Annotated in this window: 19 protein-coding genes; 6 read left to right on the top strand and 13 right to left on the bottom strand. The window is 59.4% G+C overall.

Annotated features, from left to right (window positions below; genetic code table 11):
- Nucleotides 1–2 precede the first annotated feature (2 nt).
- The 3 genes from ubiU to mog are packed head-to-tail and all read left to right on the top strand — an operon-like array spanning nt 3 to nt 2418.
- On the top strand, nt 3–986 hold the full coding sequence (gene ubiU, locus AC07SZ_RS28525) for a ubiquinone anaerobic biosynthesis protein UbiU (protein WP_056566888.1): 984 nt from the start codon (nt 3–5) through the stop codon (nt 984–986).
- Nucleotides 987–990: 4 nt separating this feature from the next.
- Nucleotides 991–1890 carry a ubiquinone anaerobic biosynthesis protein UbiV gene (gene ubiV, locus AC07SZ_RS28520; RefSeq protein ID WP_056566772.1) on the top strand — a complete coding sequence of 300 codons (900 nt, stop codon included), beginning with the start codon at nt 991–993 and terminating at the stop codon, nt 1888–1890.
- A gap of 21 nt (nt 1891–1911) precedes the next feature.
- The gene (gene mog, locus AC07SZ_RS28515; protein ID WP_494916887.1) at nt 1912–2418 is read left to right on the top strand and encodes a molybdopterin adenylyltransferase; all 507 of its coding nucleotides are present in this window, start codon (nt 1912–1914) and stop codon (nt 2416–2418) included.
- 114 nt (nt 2419–2532) lie between these two features.
- Here the strand turns inward: mog and AC07SZ_RS28510 are convergent, their stop codons facing one another.
- The 5 genes from AC07SZ_RS28510 to AC07SZ_RS28490 form a co-directional block, all read right to left on the bottom strand.
- A complete protein-coding gene (locus AC07SZ_RS28510) occupies nt 2533–2940 on the bottom strand; it encodes a hypothetical protein (RefSeq protein WP_056566778.1) in 408 nt (135 codons plus the stop codon).
- 167 nt (nt 2941–3107) lie between these two features.
- A complete protein-coding gene (locus tag AC07SZ_RS28505; protein WP_056566781.1) occupies nt 3108–5354 on the bottom strand; it encodes a xanthine dehydrogenase family protein molybdopterin-binding subunit in 2247 nt (748 codons plus the stop codon).
- Nucleotides 5351–6220, bottom strand: coding sequence for an FAD binding domain-containing protein (locus AC07SZ_RS28500; RefSeq protein WP_056566785.1), 870 nt, complete (start codon nt 6218–6220; stop codon nt 5351–5353). Before AC07SZ_RS28500 ends, AC07SZ_RS28505 begins: the two co-directional genes overlap by 4 nt.
- Nucleotides 6217–6681 carry a (2Fe-2S)-binding protein gene (locus tag AC07SZ_RS28495; RefSeq protein ID WP_056566788.1) on the bottom strand — a complete coding sequence of 155 codons (465 nt, stop codon included), beginning with the start codon at nt 6679–6681 and terminating at the stop codon, nt 6217–6219. Before AC07SZ_RS28495 ends, AC07SZ_RS28500 begins: the two co-directional genes overlap by 4 nt.
- 120 nt (nt 6682–6801) lie before the next feature.
- The gene (locus AC07SZ_RS28490) at nt 6802–7080 is read right to left on the bottom strand and encodes a DUF2249 domain-containing protein (RefSeq protein WP_082582546.1); all 279 of its coding nucleotides are present in this window, start codon (nt 7078–7080) and stop codon (nt 6802–6804) included.
- 230 nt (nt 7081–7310) lie between these two features.
- Between AC07SZ_RS28490 and hemN the strand changes: the two genes are divergently transcribed.
- A complete protein-coding gene (gene hemN, locus AC07SZ_RS28485; RefSeq protein ID WP_494916884.1) occupies nt 7311–8663 on the top strand; it encodes an oxygen-independent coproporphyrinogen III oxidase in 1353 nt (450 codons plus the stop codon).
- Between the two features lie 83 nt (nt 8664–8746).
- On the opposite strand, the gene AC07SZ_RS28480 is transcribed toward hemN, so the two are convergent.
- Entirely contained in the window at nt 8747–8995 is a 249-nt protein-coding gene (locus AC07SZ_RS28480; RefSeq protein WP_056566794.1) for a hypothetical protein, read from the bottom strand.
- 330 nt (nt 8996–9325) lie between these two features.
- Here AC07SZ_RS28480 and AC07SZ_RS28475 point away from each other — a divergent pair, with 330 nt between their 5' ends.
- Nucleotides 9326–10201: a ferritin-like domain-containing protein gene (locus AC07SZ_RS28475; RefSeq protein ID WP_494916882.1), complete on the top strand. Its 876-nt coding sequence runs from the start codon at nt 9326–9328 to the stop codon at nt 10199–10201.
- A gap of 114 nt (nt 10202–10315) precedes the next feature.
- Here AC07SZ_RS28475 and AC07SZ_RS28470 read toward each other — a convergent pair whose 3' ends face one another.
- The gene (locus AC07SZ_RS28470; RefSeq protein ID WP_494916880.1) at nt 10316–11521 is read right to left on the bottom strand and encodes an NnrS family protein; all 1206 of its coding nucleotides are present in this window, start codon (nt 11519–11521) and stop codon (nt 10316–10318) included.
- Nucleotides 11522–11607: 86 nt separating this feature from the next.
- Nucleotides 11608–12051, bottom strand: coding sequence for a pseudoazurin (locus AC07SZ_RS28465; protein WP_494916879.1), 444 nt, complete (start codon nt 12049–12051; stop codon nt 11608–11610).
- A 219-nt stretch (nt 12052–12270) separates the two neighbouring features.
- Between AC07SZ_RS28465 and AC07SZ_RS28460 the strand changes: the two genes are divergently transcribed.
- Nucleotides 12271–12975, top strand: coding sequence for a Crp/Fnr family transcriptional regulator (locus AC07SZ_RS28460; protein WP_056566895.1), 705 nt, complete (start codon nt 12271–12273; stop codon nt 12973–12975).
- Here the strand turns inward: AC07SZ_RS28460 and AC07SZ_RS28455 are convergent.
- From AC07SZ_RS28455 to AC07SZ_RS28435, 5 genes are all read right to left on the bottom strand, one after another.
- The gene (locus AC07SZ_RS28455) at nt 12972–13187 is read right to left on the bottom strand and encodes a DUF1858 domain-containing protein (RefSeq protein ID WP_056566804.1); all 216 of its coding nucleotides are present in this window, start codon (nt 13185–13187) and stop codon (nt 12972–12974) included. The genes AC07SZ_RS28460 and AC07SZ_RS28455 overlap by 4 nt on opposite strands.
- Nucleotides 13188–13361: 174 nt before the next feature.
- Nucleotides 13362–13802, bottom strand: coding sequence for a group III truncated hemoglobin (locus AC07SZ_RS28450; protein ID WP_244493949.1), 441 nt, complete (start codon nt 13800–13802; stop codon nt 13362–13364).
- A gap of 41 nt (nt 13803–13843) precedes the next feature.
- Nucleotides 13844–14182, bottom strand: a complete 339-nt coding sequence (locus tag AC07SZ_RS28445) for a metal-sulfur cluster assembly factor (RefSeq protein WP_056566810.1) — start codon at nt 14180–14182, stop codon at nt 13844–13846.
- Nucleotides 14179–14715: a DUF2249 domain-containing protein gene (locus AC07SZ_RS28440; RefSeq protein WP_494916877.1), complete on the bottom strand. Its 537-nt coding sequence runs from the start codon at nt 14713–14715 to the stop codon at nt 14179–14181. Before AC07SZ_RS28440 ends, AC07SZ_RS28445 begins: the two co-directional genes overlap by 4 nt.
- A gap of 19 nt (nt 14716–14734) precedes the next feature.
- Nucleotides 14735–16081 (bottom strand): hypothetical protein, encoded by a 1347-nt coding sequence (locus tag AC07SZ_RS28435; protein WP_494916876.1) that lies wholly within the window; start codon nt 16079–16081, stop codon nt 14735–14737.
- Nucleotides 16082–16130 lie beyond the last annotated feature (49 nt).

Below are 16130 nucleotides of genomic sequence, written 5' to 3'. Positions count from 1 at the left end.
GCATGGAACTTGTCTGCCCGGCCGGAACCCCCGCTACGTTGAGGGCAGCCGTCCAGGCAGGCGCGGACGCAGTCTATTGCGGATTTCGCGACGAAACAAATGCCCGGAATTTCCCGGGACTCAACTTCTCTGGGGAAGAACTGGTCGAGGGCGTCCGCTTCGCGAATGACCACGGGAGCAAGGTTCTGGTCGCTATCAACACGTTCGCGCGGGTCAATGATGTCGACCTGTGGAAGAAGGCAGCGGACACGGCGGCCGAATGCGGCGCAAACGCGATCATCGCGGCGGACATCGCCGTCCTCGATCACGTCGCGAAAAACCATAAGCAAGTTCGTCTTCATCTCTCCGTACAGGCAGCGGCCGCGACGCCAGAAGCAATCGGATTCTACGCGACCAGTTTCGGCATCCGTCGCGTCGTCCTGCCGCGGGTGCTTTCGGTTCAGGAGATCGCGGCGCTCAACCGTGCGATCGAAGTGGAAACGGAAGCATTCGTGTTCGGTGGCCTTTGCGTGATGATCGAAGGTCGCTGCTATCTCTCTTCATACGCGACAGGAAAATCGCCGAATCTGAACGGCGTCTGTTCGCCACCCGAAATGGTGAGCTACGACGACGAGCCGAACAGCACGGCCGCGCGGCTTTCAGGGTTCACGATCGACCGCTACGAGCCCGGAGAGCCAGTGGGCTACCCCACTTTGTGCAAGGGCAAATTCAAGGCCGGCGGCAAGACCTCCTATTTGTTCGAGGATCCCGTCAGCCTGAACGCCGGCGGGATGATTGCCGGGCTCAAAGCCGCCGGCGTAACCGCATTGAAGATCGAAGGACGCCAGCGTGGCAAAGGTTACGTCACGGAAGTGGTCCGTGCCTTCCGGAAGGCCGTCGACGCCGTCGAGCAAGGTGGCGACGCGATCGAGATCGATCGGATTCTTGCTGGCCAGTCGGAGGGTTCCCGGCAGACGGCAGGAGCGTACAGCAAGAAGTGGAGATAGAACCTTGTCCGCAATTGCGTTGACGCTTGGGCCGGTGTTCTTCCACTGGTCGCCCGACCGCCTCACGGACTTCTACCGCAGGATAGCAGACGAGGCTCCTATCGACCGCGTCCATGTCGGCGAAGTCGTATGCGGCAAGCGGATGTCGTTTTCGGACCCGGCATGGCCCGAGATCATCGAACGTCTCGAGCGCGCGGGAAAGGAAGTGGTGCTGTCCACGCTTGCGGCACCGGCAACCGTTCGAGAACGCAGGAGCATCGCGGACCTCTGCACCGACGAGCGGCTGGTGGAGATCAACGATGTCACCGCCCTGCCATCACGCGCCGGCAAGCCCTTCGTGACCGGTCCGTTCCTGAACGTCTACAATGAGGCTTCCGCGCGGTTCCTGATCCAGCGCGGTGCCACAACGATATGCCCGCCCGTGGAATTGTCGCTCGCCGCCGTCGGCGCCATGGCCGGCGCATGTCCGGAGGCGGAATTCGAGATTTTCGTCTTCGGTCGGCTGCCGCTCGCGCTTTCCGGCCGATGCTATCACGCACGCATCCACGGCCTTCACAAGGATTCCTGTCAGTTTACCTGCGAACGGGACCCGGATGGTCTTGCCGTAGACACGCTCGACGACCAGCAGTTCCTCGCGATCAATGGCTTGCAGACGCTCTCCAACCAGGTGCAGGCCTTCTGCCCCGCACCCGCGGATCTCACCTCCAGAGGCGTCCGGCGTATCCGTCTGTCTCCGCACAAGTGCGATATGGTCGAGGTGGCAAAGACGTACAGAGCGCTTGTCGACGGCAGAGACGATCCCGAGGGTGCTCGCTTTGTCCTTTCGTGCCTCGATCTGCCCGGAACGCTGGTCGATGGATACGCCCATGGCAAGCCGGGATGGCAAGCGACCGCTTCAATCTGAAGAAGACGATCGAACGGAAAAATGCCTCAGATTGCAATCGTCACGGTGTCGGACCGTGCAAGCCGCGGCGACTACGAAGATCTTGGCGGCCCCGCCATCGAGCACTGGCTTCGCGATGTCTTGGCAACACCCTGTGATTTCGTCCGCCGCATTGTCCCAGACGGACTGGAGAGCGTCCGGGATGTGCTTATCGAGCTTTGCGACCAGCACGGGGTCGATCTTGTCCTCACAACTGGAGGAACCGGTCCTTCTCCTCGGGATCTGACTCCCGAAGCCATGCAGCAGGTCATCACCAAGGAGCTTCTTGGTTTTGGGGAGATCATGAGGCAGGCCAGCTTGCGGCATGTGCGCACCGCAATCCTTTCGCGACAGACCGCAGGAGTGCGCGGCCGTTCGCTGATTATAAATCTGCCAGGTAAGCCAGCCTCGATCGATGTGTGCCTAGACGCCGTCTTTCCTGCAGTGCCGTACTGCCTCGAACTGATTGGAGCAGCGCCAATCATACCGAATCCAGCGTTGTTCGGATGATCTCGCGCGACAGGGCCTTCAGAGGCACGTAGCTAGGTGGCGAAGCGATTGGCGGGGGGCGAAAATTGGAGCACAGTTTCGGTGAGTGGCGATTTTCGCGATCGATACCTTCTCTCAGCAGTCCGAACCATGTTCGGCCAATTGCTGCCAAGCAACAACCTCGTCGTGTTTCGCAAAATAGTCACGTGCGCGCGAAAGCACATCCGCGTCAGTGGGCATATCTATCGGCTCCACTCCTACGACGCGACTTTCCAAATTCTGATGACAAATGTACATGAGCAGCCCAAAACAGCTCGACCTATTTCCTAAGATTAACCATTCCAAGCTGCGGTCCAGAGAGCGAACGACGTCGCGAAAGAAATCGTGCCTCTCAGTGCCCTTCCCTTTCTGACCATCGCAGCTTCTTATCAGGCTACGATCGTGAATAAACCTGATCTCGACGTCATTTTTCATAAATCCTTTAAGTAAAAAAACCTTCGCCTCTCGAAATCCTAGCAATACAACAGCCTGATTGATGGGCATGTCGGTATCCTCATCTAGCTACTTTAACGCAATTCAAATTGCTATGCTGGCAACGAATGTTCTATGTTGGCCACGGGAAGTGGGCTGCGTCTGGCCAACTCGAAACGGATAACCTTCCGAGAGTTGCACCCGACAGCGCTGCGCAGTGTTTCCCATTTGCCGCCCTCTCAACCCACCGAGGCAAGGACGCGTTCTGGCGAAAGCGGCAGATCTGTCAGTTCGGTGCCCAGGGCATCGTTGACGGCGTTGACCACCGCCGCCGCAACCGGAATGGTCGCGATCTCGCCGACGGCTTTAGCTCCGAACGGACCGGTCGGCTCACCCTCTTCGATCAGCAGCACACGCATCGGCGGCATCTCAGAGGCATTGGCCAAGGTATAGCGGCTGAAGCTGTCGCCACGCATCCGACCAGTGACCGGGTCAATCGCAACATCTTCGTAAAGGGCATATCCGATACCAATTTGGATTCCCCCGTGGATCTGGCCTTCCACCAGCATCGGGTTGATCGCTCGACCGACATCGTGGGCGGCAAGATAGTCCGTGACTCGCACGCGGCCTGTGAGCCTGTCCACTTCCACTTCCGCAAAATGCGCGGCGTATGACCCTGGGTTGGCCTGGGCGCGATAGATTTCGGTCGCCGCGGGTAACTCTTCCCCCCGTGCGCCCAGACGAGCAGCGAGGTCGGAGAGCGCCAGTCCCGAGCCGTCCGGGCGGCGTACTGCGCCCCCCTCCAGCCGCAAACCTCTGACTTCTGTATTCAACTCAAGCACTGCTGCGGTCCGGATCGCCTCCGCTAGCGCTATCCCTGCACGCCGAATCGCTTCCCCGCAAATATAGGTCATGCGACTGGCGCGTGTGCCGAGATCGTAGGGACAGCTGTCGGTGTCTGCAGGAACAATGACGATGTCTGATGCCCTCAAACCCAACGTATCGCCCGCAATCTGCGCGAGAGTGGTATCCGCCCCGCAGCCGAGATCATGGAGAGCGCAAACCAGTTCCGCTCGGCCGTCGGGCAGGAGCCGTAGCGTCGCCGTAGTCTCCTCGTGAAAACCTGGATAGCAGCCGTTGATATGAGTGGCTGAAGCCACCCCCACTCCTCTCCGCCACCGCCCTCGCCCGGCGCCCGGCTGTCTGCGTGCCTTCCATCCAAAGGCATCGGCTCCACGCATCAGGCATTCTCTCCCACGGGCGTTACCGACGTCGAGCCCCTGCCAGGGTTCAATCGCGCCGGGGTTGATGAGATTCCTCAGGCGGATCGCCACTGGATCCATGCCAAGCCGCCGCGCTGCTATATCCAACGTGATCTCGGCCACCGTGTGTATCTGCGGCGAGCCGTAGCCGCGAAAAGCGCCCGCGGGGACAGTGTTGGTGTAGACTGCGCGGCCCCTGAAGCGCTCGGCAGGAACGTCATAGAGCCGGACCAGCCGTTGAAGCATCGAGCTGGGCAGGTAGTTGCCCCCCGTGCAATAGGAGCCTATGTCCACCAGCGTCTCGGTCTCGCGCGCCAGAATACGGCCATCGGAGCTGAGCCCGATCCGCATCCAACCCGTGACGCTTGACCGCGTACGGGTCGCGATGAAGGTTTCATGCCGGTCGTAGCGGATCATCACCGGCCGCGCCAGCATCTGCGCAAAGAATGCGCACAACGGATCGAGAATCGGCTCGGCCTTACCGCCGAAGGAGCCGCCGATAGGCGTCTTCACCACGCGTATCTTATCTTGCCGCACTCCCAGTGCCTGGACGACGACTGCCTGCACGGCAAAGACACTCTGACAAGGTGAAAGAATCAGGATGCGGCCATCGGGTTCGGGCTTGGCGATGCAGGCGTGGGGTTCGATCGCACAATGATGGCTGCGCGGAGTTGTGACGCGTGTTTCCACCATCAGGTCGGCGGCGGCAAATCCGGCATCAAGATCGCCGTGGGTGAAGCTCTCCTCGGCCACGGGGTTCATGAAAGTGGGAATGCCGTCGTCATGCATCACCGGTCCGGCATGAGCGAGCGCGGCTTCAGCATCAAATATTGCAGGGAGATCCACATATTCGACTGAGATCAGCCGCCCAGCGTGGCGCGCGATCTCCTCCGTGTCCGCAACCACAGCCGCCACCCGGTCGCCTACGTGGCGCACAACCGGAGGGAACATTCGCTCGTCCGCCAGCGCCTCCTGCCCGGCGAACCAGATCGAGCTGTTGTAGTGGTGCTGCGGCGTATTCTCATGCCAGAAGACAGCATGTACGCCCTCGACCGCCAACGCGGACGTGACATCGACATGGGCGACGCGGGCGTGAGGACGCGGGCTCAAAACGAGCGCGCTGTACAGCAATTCTTCAACATTCAAATCCGCCGTGAACTGCAGTGCGCCCGTGACCTTGGCCACGCCGTCAACGAGTGGCACACGGCGGGATATCTGGTTCATTGCGCTGCATCCTCGAAGAGCCGGTCACGCGGGCTCAGCCCCACGGCCTGTGCGATCAGGTCAAGCCCCAATCCTGCGATCGCGCGGCGCTTGTAGAGCCGCGAGGTCCGTCCGGGAATGGCCGTGTCGACCTCGGCGACCAATGCCGAAATGAAATTGTGCAACGTGGCGGCCTCCAGCTTGCGGCCCGCAAGCGCCGCCTCGGCCAGGTGCAGTCGGCCAGGGGCGGGACCGACCGCGCCAGCTGCCATCCGTACGAGGCCGAAATGATCATTCCGAAACTCAGCCAGCAACGCGAGATTGAGGCGTGAGATAGTCATGTCCTGCCGGGATCCGAGCTTTACGAAGGCACTTCGCGGTAGAAGGCAGCTCTCCGGCAGGATCACTTCCATGATTAACTGACCGGAGATCTGCGTATATTCACCTAGCGCGATCTCGCACTGTGTCCCGTCGCGCCGGAGCAACGCCAGCCGCGCCCCTGCGGCGACCAGCACGGGTATTAAATCGGCGGCAGGAGCGGCATTGGCGATGTTGCCGCCGATAGTGGCGCGGTTGCGTATCTGCACGGAGCCGCATTGAGCGGCAGCCTCGCACAGCGCGGCGAGTCGTGTTCTCAGTCCCTGGTCTGCGGCGAGGGCTGCCACAGTGGTGGCAGCTCCAATGCGAACGTCCCCAACGCAGCTGTCAATGAAGGCCATGCCCGCTACGCGCGCCAGATCAACCAGCAGTCCGGTTTCCGGCAACGGCCGACCCGAGATCAGCATGTCGGTCCCTCCGGCAACGAAACGCACCGGCCCAGCGTCCGCGGCGAGCGTCGCCCGCAACTCGGTCAAATCGACAGGCGTGGCGACCGCGAGCGCGTTCATCGTCCTGCCCCCTGGCGCGAGGCAGCTGCGGTAGCGACTGCTTGCACGATCGTCTCGAACCCTGTGCATCGGCAGATGTTTCCTGCCAACGCATGTCGGATTTCGGCTTCGCCTGGGGTGGGATTGGCGCGCAAGAGTGCCTCAGCTGCCAGCACCATCCCCGGCGTGCAATAACCGCACTGCACGGCACCCATCTCCAAGAATGCCTGTTGCAGATCGGTGATGCCGCTCCGACAGAGTCCCTCGATGGTGGTGATTTCGCGCCCTGCGGCTTGAAATGCCAGCATCAGGCAGGAATCGACCGGCTGGCCATCCAGCAGCACCGTGCAGGCGCCACACTCGCCTTCGCAACAGCCTTCCTTGACACCTGTCAGACCAAGGATGTTGCGAAGAAACCCGCTCAATCGCGAGATTGGCGAAATTTCCGTCTCGATCGGCTGATCGTTAACCTTCAGCGACATTCTCACGGCGAGGCCCCCTCGCCTTTGATGTTTCGAAGGTTTGAACTGGACGGCGGCGACCGGACCAATCGGCGATGCACAAGAATGCCTGCAAAGTGCTGCCGGACGTTGGGCTGGTCATCAGCTGCCGCAGCAACAATCGCAGCCAGACGATTGCCGTCTGCCGACTTCGACGCGCCAGACGTCAGGCCCCCGTTCAAGGTACTCCCAGGAAAATACGCCAGGATATCTGGCCTCGATCTGATAGTGCAGAGGCCGCGGGTCGTGGTCGTTGACTATGATGAAAGAAGCCCCCTCTGTCAGTGCAGTCGCGACCCCGAAAACTCTCGCGTGGCGATCTATCGGAGGGATGGTCCGCACGTCGATCAAAGGCGTCGATGCGAGTTCTGGGTCTGCCATGTCGATTGATTCCCGGCCGCCTGAAAGGATGGAGCCAAGAGACGGCGGCGATGATCGATCCCGGCGCGAAAACTTACCCCCGTGATCAGGCAGCCTATTTGTCGAAACGCAAACAACTCCGCGAATCCTGATCACATCGGGAAATTGCCGCTTGTTGCCATTTCGCAAAGAGCCGTGCGGGCGAACGGTTAGCATGACTGGCCTTCCATACACTGAGCAGGAAAGTTCCGTTGCAATCATCCATCCTGAGAAAATATGGCGATGCCCGCCTCCCCCGCTATACCAGCTACCCAACGGCTCCGCGTTTCTCGCCCGCCGTGGGTCCAGGCACTTATGCCGACTGGCTGGCGAACCTTCCTAAAGGTGAGCCAGTATCGCTTTATCTTCACATCCCCTTCTGCCGATCGATGTGCTGGTACTGCGGTTGCCACACTACGATTACGAAAAAGGACGAGCCGATTCTCGACTATCTCGCCGTCTTACGGGAGGAGATTCGCTTGGTAGCCGATCACGTGCCCGGACGTCTTTGCATCGACGAGGTGCATTTTGGCGGTGGCACGCCTACGATCCTGGAGCCGGCAGAGTTTGTGGCGATAATGGATCTCCTGCGCCACCGGTTTGAATTCAACGAAACTTCTGCGATCGCAATCGAGATCGATCCGCGCACGCTGACGTCTGACATGGCTCAGACATTGGGGCATGCAGGCGTCGGGCGAGCCAGCCTCGGCGTCCAGAGCTTCGATCCTTTGGTGCAGAAAGCGGTCAATCGTATCCAAAGTGAAGAGATCACAGCTGAAGCGGTGCACCATCTCCGCAGAAATCTCGTAGAGAAAATTAATTTTGACCTCATCTACGGTCTCCCGCACCAGACGGTGCGTTCATGCGTCGACACAGCGATCGCCGCCATCGCCATGCGACCGGACCGGTTCGCTGTATTCGGCTACGCTCACGTTCCCACATTCAAAAAGCACCAGCGCATGATCGATGAGACGGCTCTGCCGGACAGCATGGACCGCAATGATCAGGCACGTGCGATCGCCGATGTGCTTACGGCCGCCGGCTATAGGCAAATCGGCCTTGATCACTTCGCTTTGCCGACCGACGATCTCATGCGAGCGCAGGAAGCCGGAACACTCCGCCGGAATTTTCAGGGTTATACGACTGATACTTGCCAAACGTTGATCGGTCTCGGCGCCTCGGCCATCGGCAGAACCGACAATGGCTACGTTCAGAACGAGGTTGCGCTCGGTCTTTACGCGCGGCACACAACTTCCGGTCGGCTGGCGACCTCGAAGGGTTATCGGCTCACCGCTGAAGATCGAATCCGTGGCGCGATCATTGAGCGGCTGATGTGCGATTTCGAAGTCGACGTTCCGGCAATCTGCTCTCAATTCGACTTCGATCCCACTCCGATACTCGACACTGGAGGGCGCCTCCAGGCAATGGCAAATGACGGAGTGCTGGAGGTGACGGAAGGCCTCATTCGGGTGCGCAGGGAGTACCCGTTTTTTGTCCGTGCCGCCGCTTCCGCTTTCGACACCTATCTGGAACAATCGCCGCGGGCCCATGGCAGGGCCGCCTGAAGCGCCATCGCTGTCCGTTTCCGTAGTCCCCGCTAGGGTTAATGTGCCACATGCTGGCGTCTGATGGCTTCGACGTCATCTAATCATTCAATCGCACCAACAATGTTGTCCAAACCCATCAAATCGAACGCGGTCTTCGGCGCATCAATCGTCGCGGCCTCCCGCGCGACGACGCTCAGACTCGCACAGCCGACCAGGACTGAGGTCCTTTGCCGATCAGCGAATTGAGTGCCGCGAGGACCTTCGTCTGCGGCTTGCGTACAAAGACAATCGGGTTTCTTGTGCTCGACCAACTTGATCCCGTGGACAATGCCTACAGGATCAATGCTCACAGGAATTCCGATCGGTTTTCTCGAATAGCCAACAGCGATCGAGAATCGGAGCCGAGGTAGGCATATCCAAGCGTTCGGGGTGCCGCGGAGATGGTGCTAGCGGCGGACGCCTTCGAATTCCCCGTATCGATCAGTACAGGCTTCCTGCGGCATAGGTAGGCGCGGACTAGACAGCGAGGGATGTCAGGATCGAAGGGAGATGTCCTCCCGAGTCCGCCAGCGACCTTTGGCGCACATGTCGGGTGTTGCTGGACGAGAGTTCTTTGACGCAGCGCAAACAACTTTGAGGCAGTTGGCCTACTGTCAAAAAATTGGCATCGGAGAAGAGTCATGTCCCGTTTGAAGGCAGAGCCGGCGGCGGCTGTCAGGTCGATGGCCGAACTTATGGCAATCGCATTCGCTATGGAGACAGAATCTGCGGAGAAGTACGCAGAACTGGCGAAACGAATGCGCGATAACGGTCAGGCGAGAGTGGCGGAGGTTTTCGAGCGCTTAGTCAGGGAGGAAACAGGGCATATCGAAAACGTCGTTCGCTGGTCCCGAAAATCCGACGGCAACGATCCGGATCTGAGGCAGCTCCGATGGGCGCCAAAAGATGTTTTCGACGACGAGGATGCGGCCGTGGTCTCGCCGGAACTTGTGGATGCTTACCATTTGTTCGCGATGGCAGTGAGAAATGAAGAGCGCGCTTTTGCCTTTTGGTCCTACGTCGCTGCGAATGCGACTTCAATGGAGGTCCGGTCCGCTTCCGAGGAGATGGCTAGCGAGGAACTGGAACATGCTCGCGTTCTGCGAATTGAACGCCGGCGCGCATTCTCTTCCCGTCGTGACGCCGAAGCGACATTTGTCACCTCTGGCGACCTAGCAAACATGGAAGAACAGATCGCGATCCGGCTGAACGCGTTTGCGGCTTTTAGAGGGAAACATGACAAGGCCGTGCTTAGCTGTTTGGCGACAGAGGCAGAAGACCTTGCAAAACAACTCACTGGCAGTCCGCTTGGATCGAGCAATTCAATTAGCAACCAATCGCCGGAATCCTTGGATGCGCTCTGCGAACTCCTGGCTGAATCTTACCTCAATGCGGGGGAAAGCCTTCCATTTCAGGCCGACCGCGACCGAGCTCAAATCCTTGCAGCGACGGCCATCAAACGCTTGGCCACTTTGAGATATCTTGAGGAACGGCCGCTAGAATCGCCGCACGATTAGTATCCGATTCCGACCTTCGTCATCGCGCTGCTCGAAGATCACAGGATTTTCGGATTCGCAATCCCAACATGCCAGCCGTATTCCGTTTCCTTTGGATACGATGCGGTCCGTCCGTCATGAAGCCGCTTTGTTCGGCTGCCGCGCACGTAATTTGGGTTGAACGAGCATACCGCCAAACAGAGCCGCGTATCCGAGGAAGGCCACCACCCACAACGTCGCCGACATATGGAGAAGCACTTCTTCCGCAGGCACGAACGCGGCACCGATGCGAAGGATGGCCGCGAGCACGATCGCGACAAAGACCGCGCATGTGCCAATGCCCGCCCGCAATTCACGGCCTGTATGCCCAAGGGTGGCTCGGGTCATGACGGCGAGCGTCATGCATGCCACCGCACCTACGCTGAACGCGTGAATGCCCGCCGCGGAAGGAACGGTCTCCGGTAGGACGACGGCAAGTCCGGCCAGCAGAAAACCGATCGGCACAAAGACGAACGCTACGTGCAGGATCAGCACCAGCGGATCGCGGAGCGTGCGATCACCAGCCCAGCGCGCAAGCCGCATGACGTTTAGGACCGCTCCGGAGATCAGCATTGCGCCAGTTACGTTGCTTTCAGGAAAGAAGGCCCAGGCCCCCAATGCGGTCGCGGACAATGCGATCGTTGCTGCGTCGAAATGGCTGAACGGGGACGGCAGACGTCCCTGATTTTCGCGCGCCAACCAATTCCGGGTGAAACTGGGAACAACGCGTCCCCCTATGATCATTATGAGGACGACAGCAGCCCCGAGGCCGAGCCGCCGGCTGACGTCCGAGATGCCGTGGTAGTGCGCTTCGGCATGAAACATCACGTTGGCCGCCAAAAGCACGGCAACCGGCAGCAGCACCTTCAGATTTCGCCAGTTTCGGCCCGCGATGATTTCGGTCGAGGCGGCGGCTGCTACCGCCAGGAGAAATGCGCAGTCGACCACGGCTCCGACGACCCAGCCGGTGTCAGCTGAAAAGAACACCGCAAGCCGACCTGCAAGCCACAGCAAGACGAGCGCTAGCAGGGGCAGGCCTTGCACAGGCAGACGTCCGGTCCAGTTCGGGATGGCCGTCAGCAGGAATCCCGTCATGATTGCCGCGAAATAGCCAAAGAGCATCTCATGGACATGCCAATCAACGGGCAGAAAGACGCTGGAGGTTGTGATCTGGCCGTAAAACAACGGCAGCCAGAAAAGGATGGCTGCTCCGGCATACAGAGAGCCGAGCAGGAAGAACGGCCGGAAACCGTAAGACAGAACCGCCGGATAAGCGCTTGGTCGGGTGCGAGGAATTGCCATCAAATGCATTTCAAAAAGGAGGAAGTCTGGCGGTCTAATGTCCGCTTGCAGAGCTCTGTTGATTTTCAGAATGAGATTTACACAACCTAATTGGCGACCTGAACTTGAGCCAACAGGGTCTTGAACACTTTCTTCGCCTTGCCCGACTGTTTGACACCCGCTGCCCGCGCCAGATTGACCGGCTTGCCGACCACGATCAGCGCTACCATGCCCATTCCATAGTTGGGTGCGCACTTCACGCCGTAGACACCTTCCTTGTCGAGCGTAACGGTGATTTGGTCGCTCGCCTTGCCCTTGAAGGTCTTTGCACCGTCCGGGATCATGCCCCAGATGCTTTCTGCATTATGACCCTCGTCCGTCGGCACGAAAGTGACGGTGTCGCCGGGCGCAGCCTGGACAAAGTCAGGCTGAAAGACCATCACGCCTTTCGCGCCTCTGTTAAGCATCTGGACTTGGTGATCGGCAGCCTGTGCACCTCTGGCCAACATCGATGCCATGAGCGCGGCGGCCACTACGATTGCGTGTCCCATGATCTTAACTTCCCTGCTAAAGTTCTCGGCGGAACTCACCACTCTCGTTCTTGTAGGCTACCTTGACCTGAGAAGTTTGCTGCAGCGCAAACAAATGAGAAACAAAAAGGCCGCGGTGTGCGCCACTTGCCGCCAGTCGGCTGGCTGTGACATTGTGCGGTTCGACAGATACGGAATGCCTTTCATGATCTCAGTAAAGCTTTGGAAAAGGCACTGCAGTTGAGCCGCCTCGATCGCTCGTTGATTGCCGGGCTATCCGCCTTTGAAGGTATCGCCCCCACCGAGCTCGATTCTATGATCGGCCAAGCCCGGTCGTTACGGATACCCAAGGACCAACCCGTGTTCGAGCAGGAGCAGGAAGCGCAGTCTTTTTTCCTGCTGCTCGACGGACATGTCCGCGTCATCAAAACAACACCCGATGGCCAGGAGGTGACGGTACGATATATCAGCCCTGGCGAACTACTGGGCATCGCCCACGCGATAGGCCGCACCACGTATCCAGCCAGCGCAATCGCCGCCGCCGACTGCGTTGTGCTTGCATGGCCAGGCCACCTTTGGCCAAGATTTGCGGAAGCTTTCCCCAATTTTGGTGCTAACACCTATAAGACCGTGGGCACGCGGCTGCAGGACGCCCACACGCGCGTCATCGAAATGTCCACCGAGCAGGTGGATCAGCGCGTCGCCCACGCGCTGCTTAAGCTGGTCAAGCAGACAGGCCGGAAGACCGATGAAGGAATCATGATCGACTTCCCGATCTCACGGCAGGATATTGCCGAGATGACAGGAACGACGCTGCATACGGTGAGCCGGCTGCTCTCATCTTGGGAGGAAAAAGGGCTCGTCAAAAGCGGGCGCGAGAAGGTGACCGTTGTTGAACCTCACCGCCTGCTCGTACTCGTTGAAGGGCGGACTGGGAAAAACTAATCAGCTTCGGTTCGCTTGATAGCGGCATGCAGATCGAAACGAAGTGATTCCTCGTTCAGCCCGTGCTCCCGCGCCGCTTCGGAAACGGTGTGGAACGCAGCTATCGGACAACCGACGCAAAGCATGCCATGCTGAAGAACAACGCGGATGGTTGCCGGCCACTCGCGCATGATTGCGTCCATCGTGACATCGTCGCTGAATCGAGGTTTCATACCTTTTGTCCGCGTTGCAATGCGAACAACATGCAGCCGCGTTGCAAGATGATCGTTGCGCTGGAACAAAGAGGGAGATGACCAGTTCCCGCAGCCTGGTGCACGAATGACGGGCAGAGAGCCTCGTCAGTGGCCGGAAGGACGATCTCCCAGATGGTCAAATGGGCTTTGCGATCACTCTGAAGCTCTGTCTGAGTAAAGGCTTTCCTCGAGGATTGGTTTTACGTGAATGGTATCCTCCCCGCGGTTGAAAGCGACTGCAAGGCGGAAGCTGTGGGCAATGCGCAGCGCCCGGGCCATGAACAGCGCTGCGGTTTCAGGCGGGCAAACGCGCTTCACAGTGGCTCGAAACAGCGCCAGCCAGCGCCGGAAATGCGCCTCGCCAAGGCCCGATATCGTCAGGTGCGGCGGCAGCGGCCGGCCCTCATAGCGGGAGGTTCGCAGCAGCGTTGCGGACCAGAAGTCGCACATCTTCGCCAAATGACCCGGCCATGCCTCAGGTGGGATCGCGGCGTTGAAGATCGGACCGAGGAGGTGATCGCGACGGATTTCCTCGTAAAAGCCGTGCACGACCCAGCGGATCATCTTCTCATCAAGCACCCTCGACAGCGGCATGCCGTCGACGACGATCGTTGGCTTGTTTCGTTGCTTCCCGTTCATGCATGGCTTCCTGTTTCGACCAAGCCAAGACGGCGCCTGGCGCCACCATTCATCATCTCGGGCGTCCACGGCGGTTCGTAGGTGAGCAGGATCTCGACGGTGTGGATTCCGGTCACGTTCCAAGCCGCCGACTGTACGGCGTCCTTGAGATAACCCGTGGCCGGACATGCACGCGTCGTGGTCGTCATTTCGATGTGCGCCGTCCCGTCATGTCCCACCGAAACCTGGTAGATCAGTCCGAGATCGACGACATTTTCACCAAGCTCGGGATCGATGACCATGCGAAGCGCTTCCCGCACCCCAGTCGCCCGTGTCTCGTCTTGCCTGTCGGTCATGACTTCCGCAGTCCTGGTCCACATGATCGGATGACGATGCGATACTGCCCTTCGGGTTCAAAAGCACCTCGCCAGCGATGACCCCGCGCCTCGAGTTCATCGATCAGGAACACCGGTTCACGTGGTAGCAGCACGGCTATGGTTTGGCCGACCGTCAAGGATTCGACTCCTTCCAACGCCTTGACCATGGGTTCCGGTGGCTCGAGATCGCAGTTGTCAAGTTCCATGACTGGCTCGGGCCAGTCGTCTTCGCTGGCGGGGCGTGACGTTCGTTGGATTTGTTCGGGCTCTGGCGACAATGTATTGGCGGGCGCGAAGATCACTTCCCAATCGCCATTGCCGATCTCGCGGGACGAAACCTCGAACCCTCTTGCACCAAGCACCTGGAACAGAGGAATAGGTTTGAAGGAAGCGAGCAAGCGCAGGCTTTGACCGGGAGCCAGCGCGGCGACTGCTTCCATGATGGCGGTGAAGGGCTCGCCACCTTCGCGAAGGATCGGCCGGACATCGAGGTCGTAATGCGGGTGACTCATTTGAATCTCCTCTTTGGCGTCAGGATGGCAGGAAAAGACGTGGGCGCGACGTCCCGTCGGGCATGCGTAAGGCAGCCGGAACGTTGACAAGGCAGCGCGCCAGAACAAGCTCCACGACGATTGCTGCGGTGGCGCTCAACGTCACGGTTGTGGCGATGCGGAACAGGACAGGCGCGTCGGCCAGAAGCGCGCCAGTTCCGGCCAGTACTCCGACATAATAGAGTGAGAACCAGTACTTGGCGCGGGTTTCGACGACGAGATCCTGAACGCGCGGCGTCGGCTTCCTGCCCATCACCGGTCCGTAGCATTCGAGCCAAGTCAGGAACGGCACGATCTTGTAGAGCTGCGAAAGTCCCAGCCCCGTCAGCCAACCGAAAGCTACGAGATAGACAATCCCGCTCAGATGTTCGGCGAACGTTCCTGTTGCCATCAGCGCGGCAAAAAGCAGAATCGACAGATAGAGGGCAGAGAATGCGCCGATCGCCGAACTGCTATTCAGCTCGATCTTGCGTCGCTTGCGGTTGCGATAAAAGAACACGAGATCAACGCCATACAAGATTGTCGCTATGATGCCCAGGAAGCCCGCGAGAACGGTGGGCAACGCGGTTATTCCAGAAACAGCTTCGAAAGGTCCTTCCAGAACAATCAAACCCAAGGCCGCCCCACCAGTCCATAAGACCAAATGCCCGCTGGTCCGTTCGCTGTCCGGGGAAAGCATGAACATCGGCAGCAAGCGGTAGCTGACGCCGATTGACGTGAGGCCGAGCCAGCCACCCAGCCCGACCGTCACATGGATGGGAAGAGCCAGTGTTCGCAGATCGAAAGCCGCCCATCCAGGCGCCTGGCCTGAAAGCACAAATGCAAACGAAGCACCCAACGTGGCGGTGACTGCTATGCTGGCTAGTCCTCCGGCCACGAAACGTGCGGGCAGTTGCAGGCTAGATGGCCGGACGCTCCACAACGTCCGCCCGAGCACCCATACGATCAACGAAAAGCCAGCCGGAAGGAAGAGACCCGCCAATGCGAGAACGGGGACATTGACGTCGATCGCGCCTGAAAGCTGTAGGAAACCGGTGAGCAAGCAGAACAGTCCAATAAGCAAACAGGTCAACGCGGGCAAAGCCAGTGAATCGTCGTGAAGGGGCTGCGCAACGAGCACCGGTACGAACTGGAGCAACGCCCCGCACATCAACAGACTGAGCCAACCGATTGTAATCATGTGGACGATCACAAGCGTTTCTGGAGCCTCCACGGCAACGGTCGGAAAACCGAAGCCGGCGATCATTAGCGCTTGTGCCGCGATCAGGAAAGCTAGCGCGGCAGCAAAGTATGCCATGGTCCAGCGAGACAGGGCTGAGCCGTTCATCGCCAGTCATCGATATGATGATGTCCGCAAATTTCGGACATACCAGCAC

Source organism: Mesorhizobium sp. GW821-FHT07A06, from assembly GCF_059419085.1.
The sequence above is the reverse complement of the archived record's forward strand: the minus strand, read 5'-3'. Positions and strand labels throughout refer to the sequence as shown.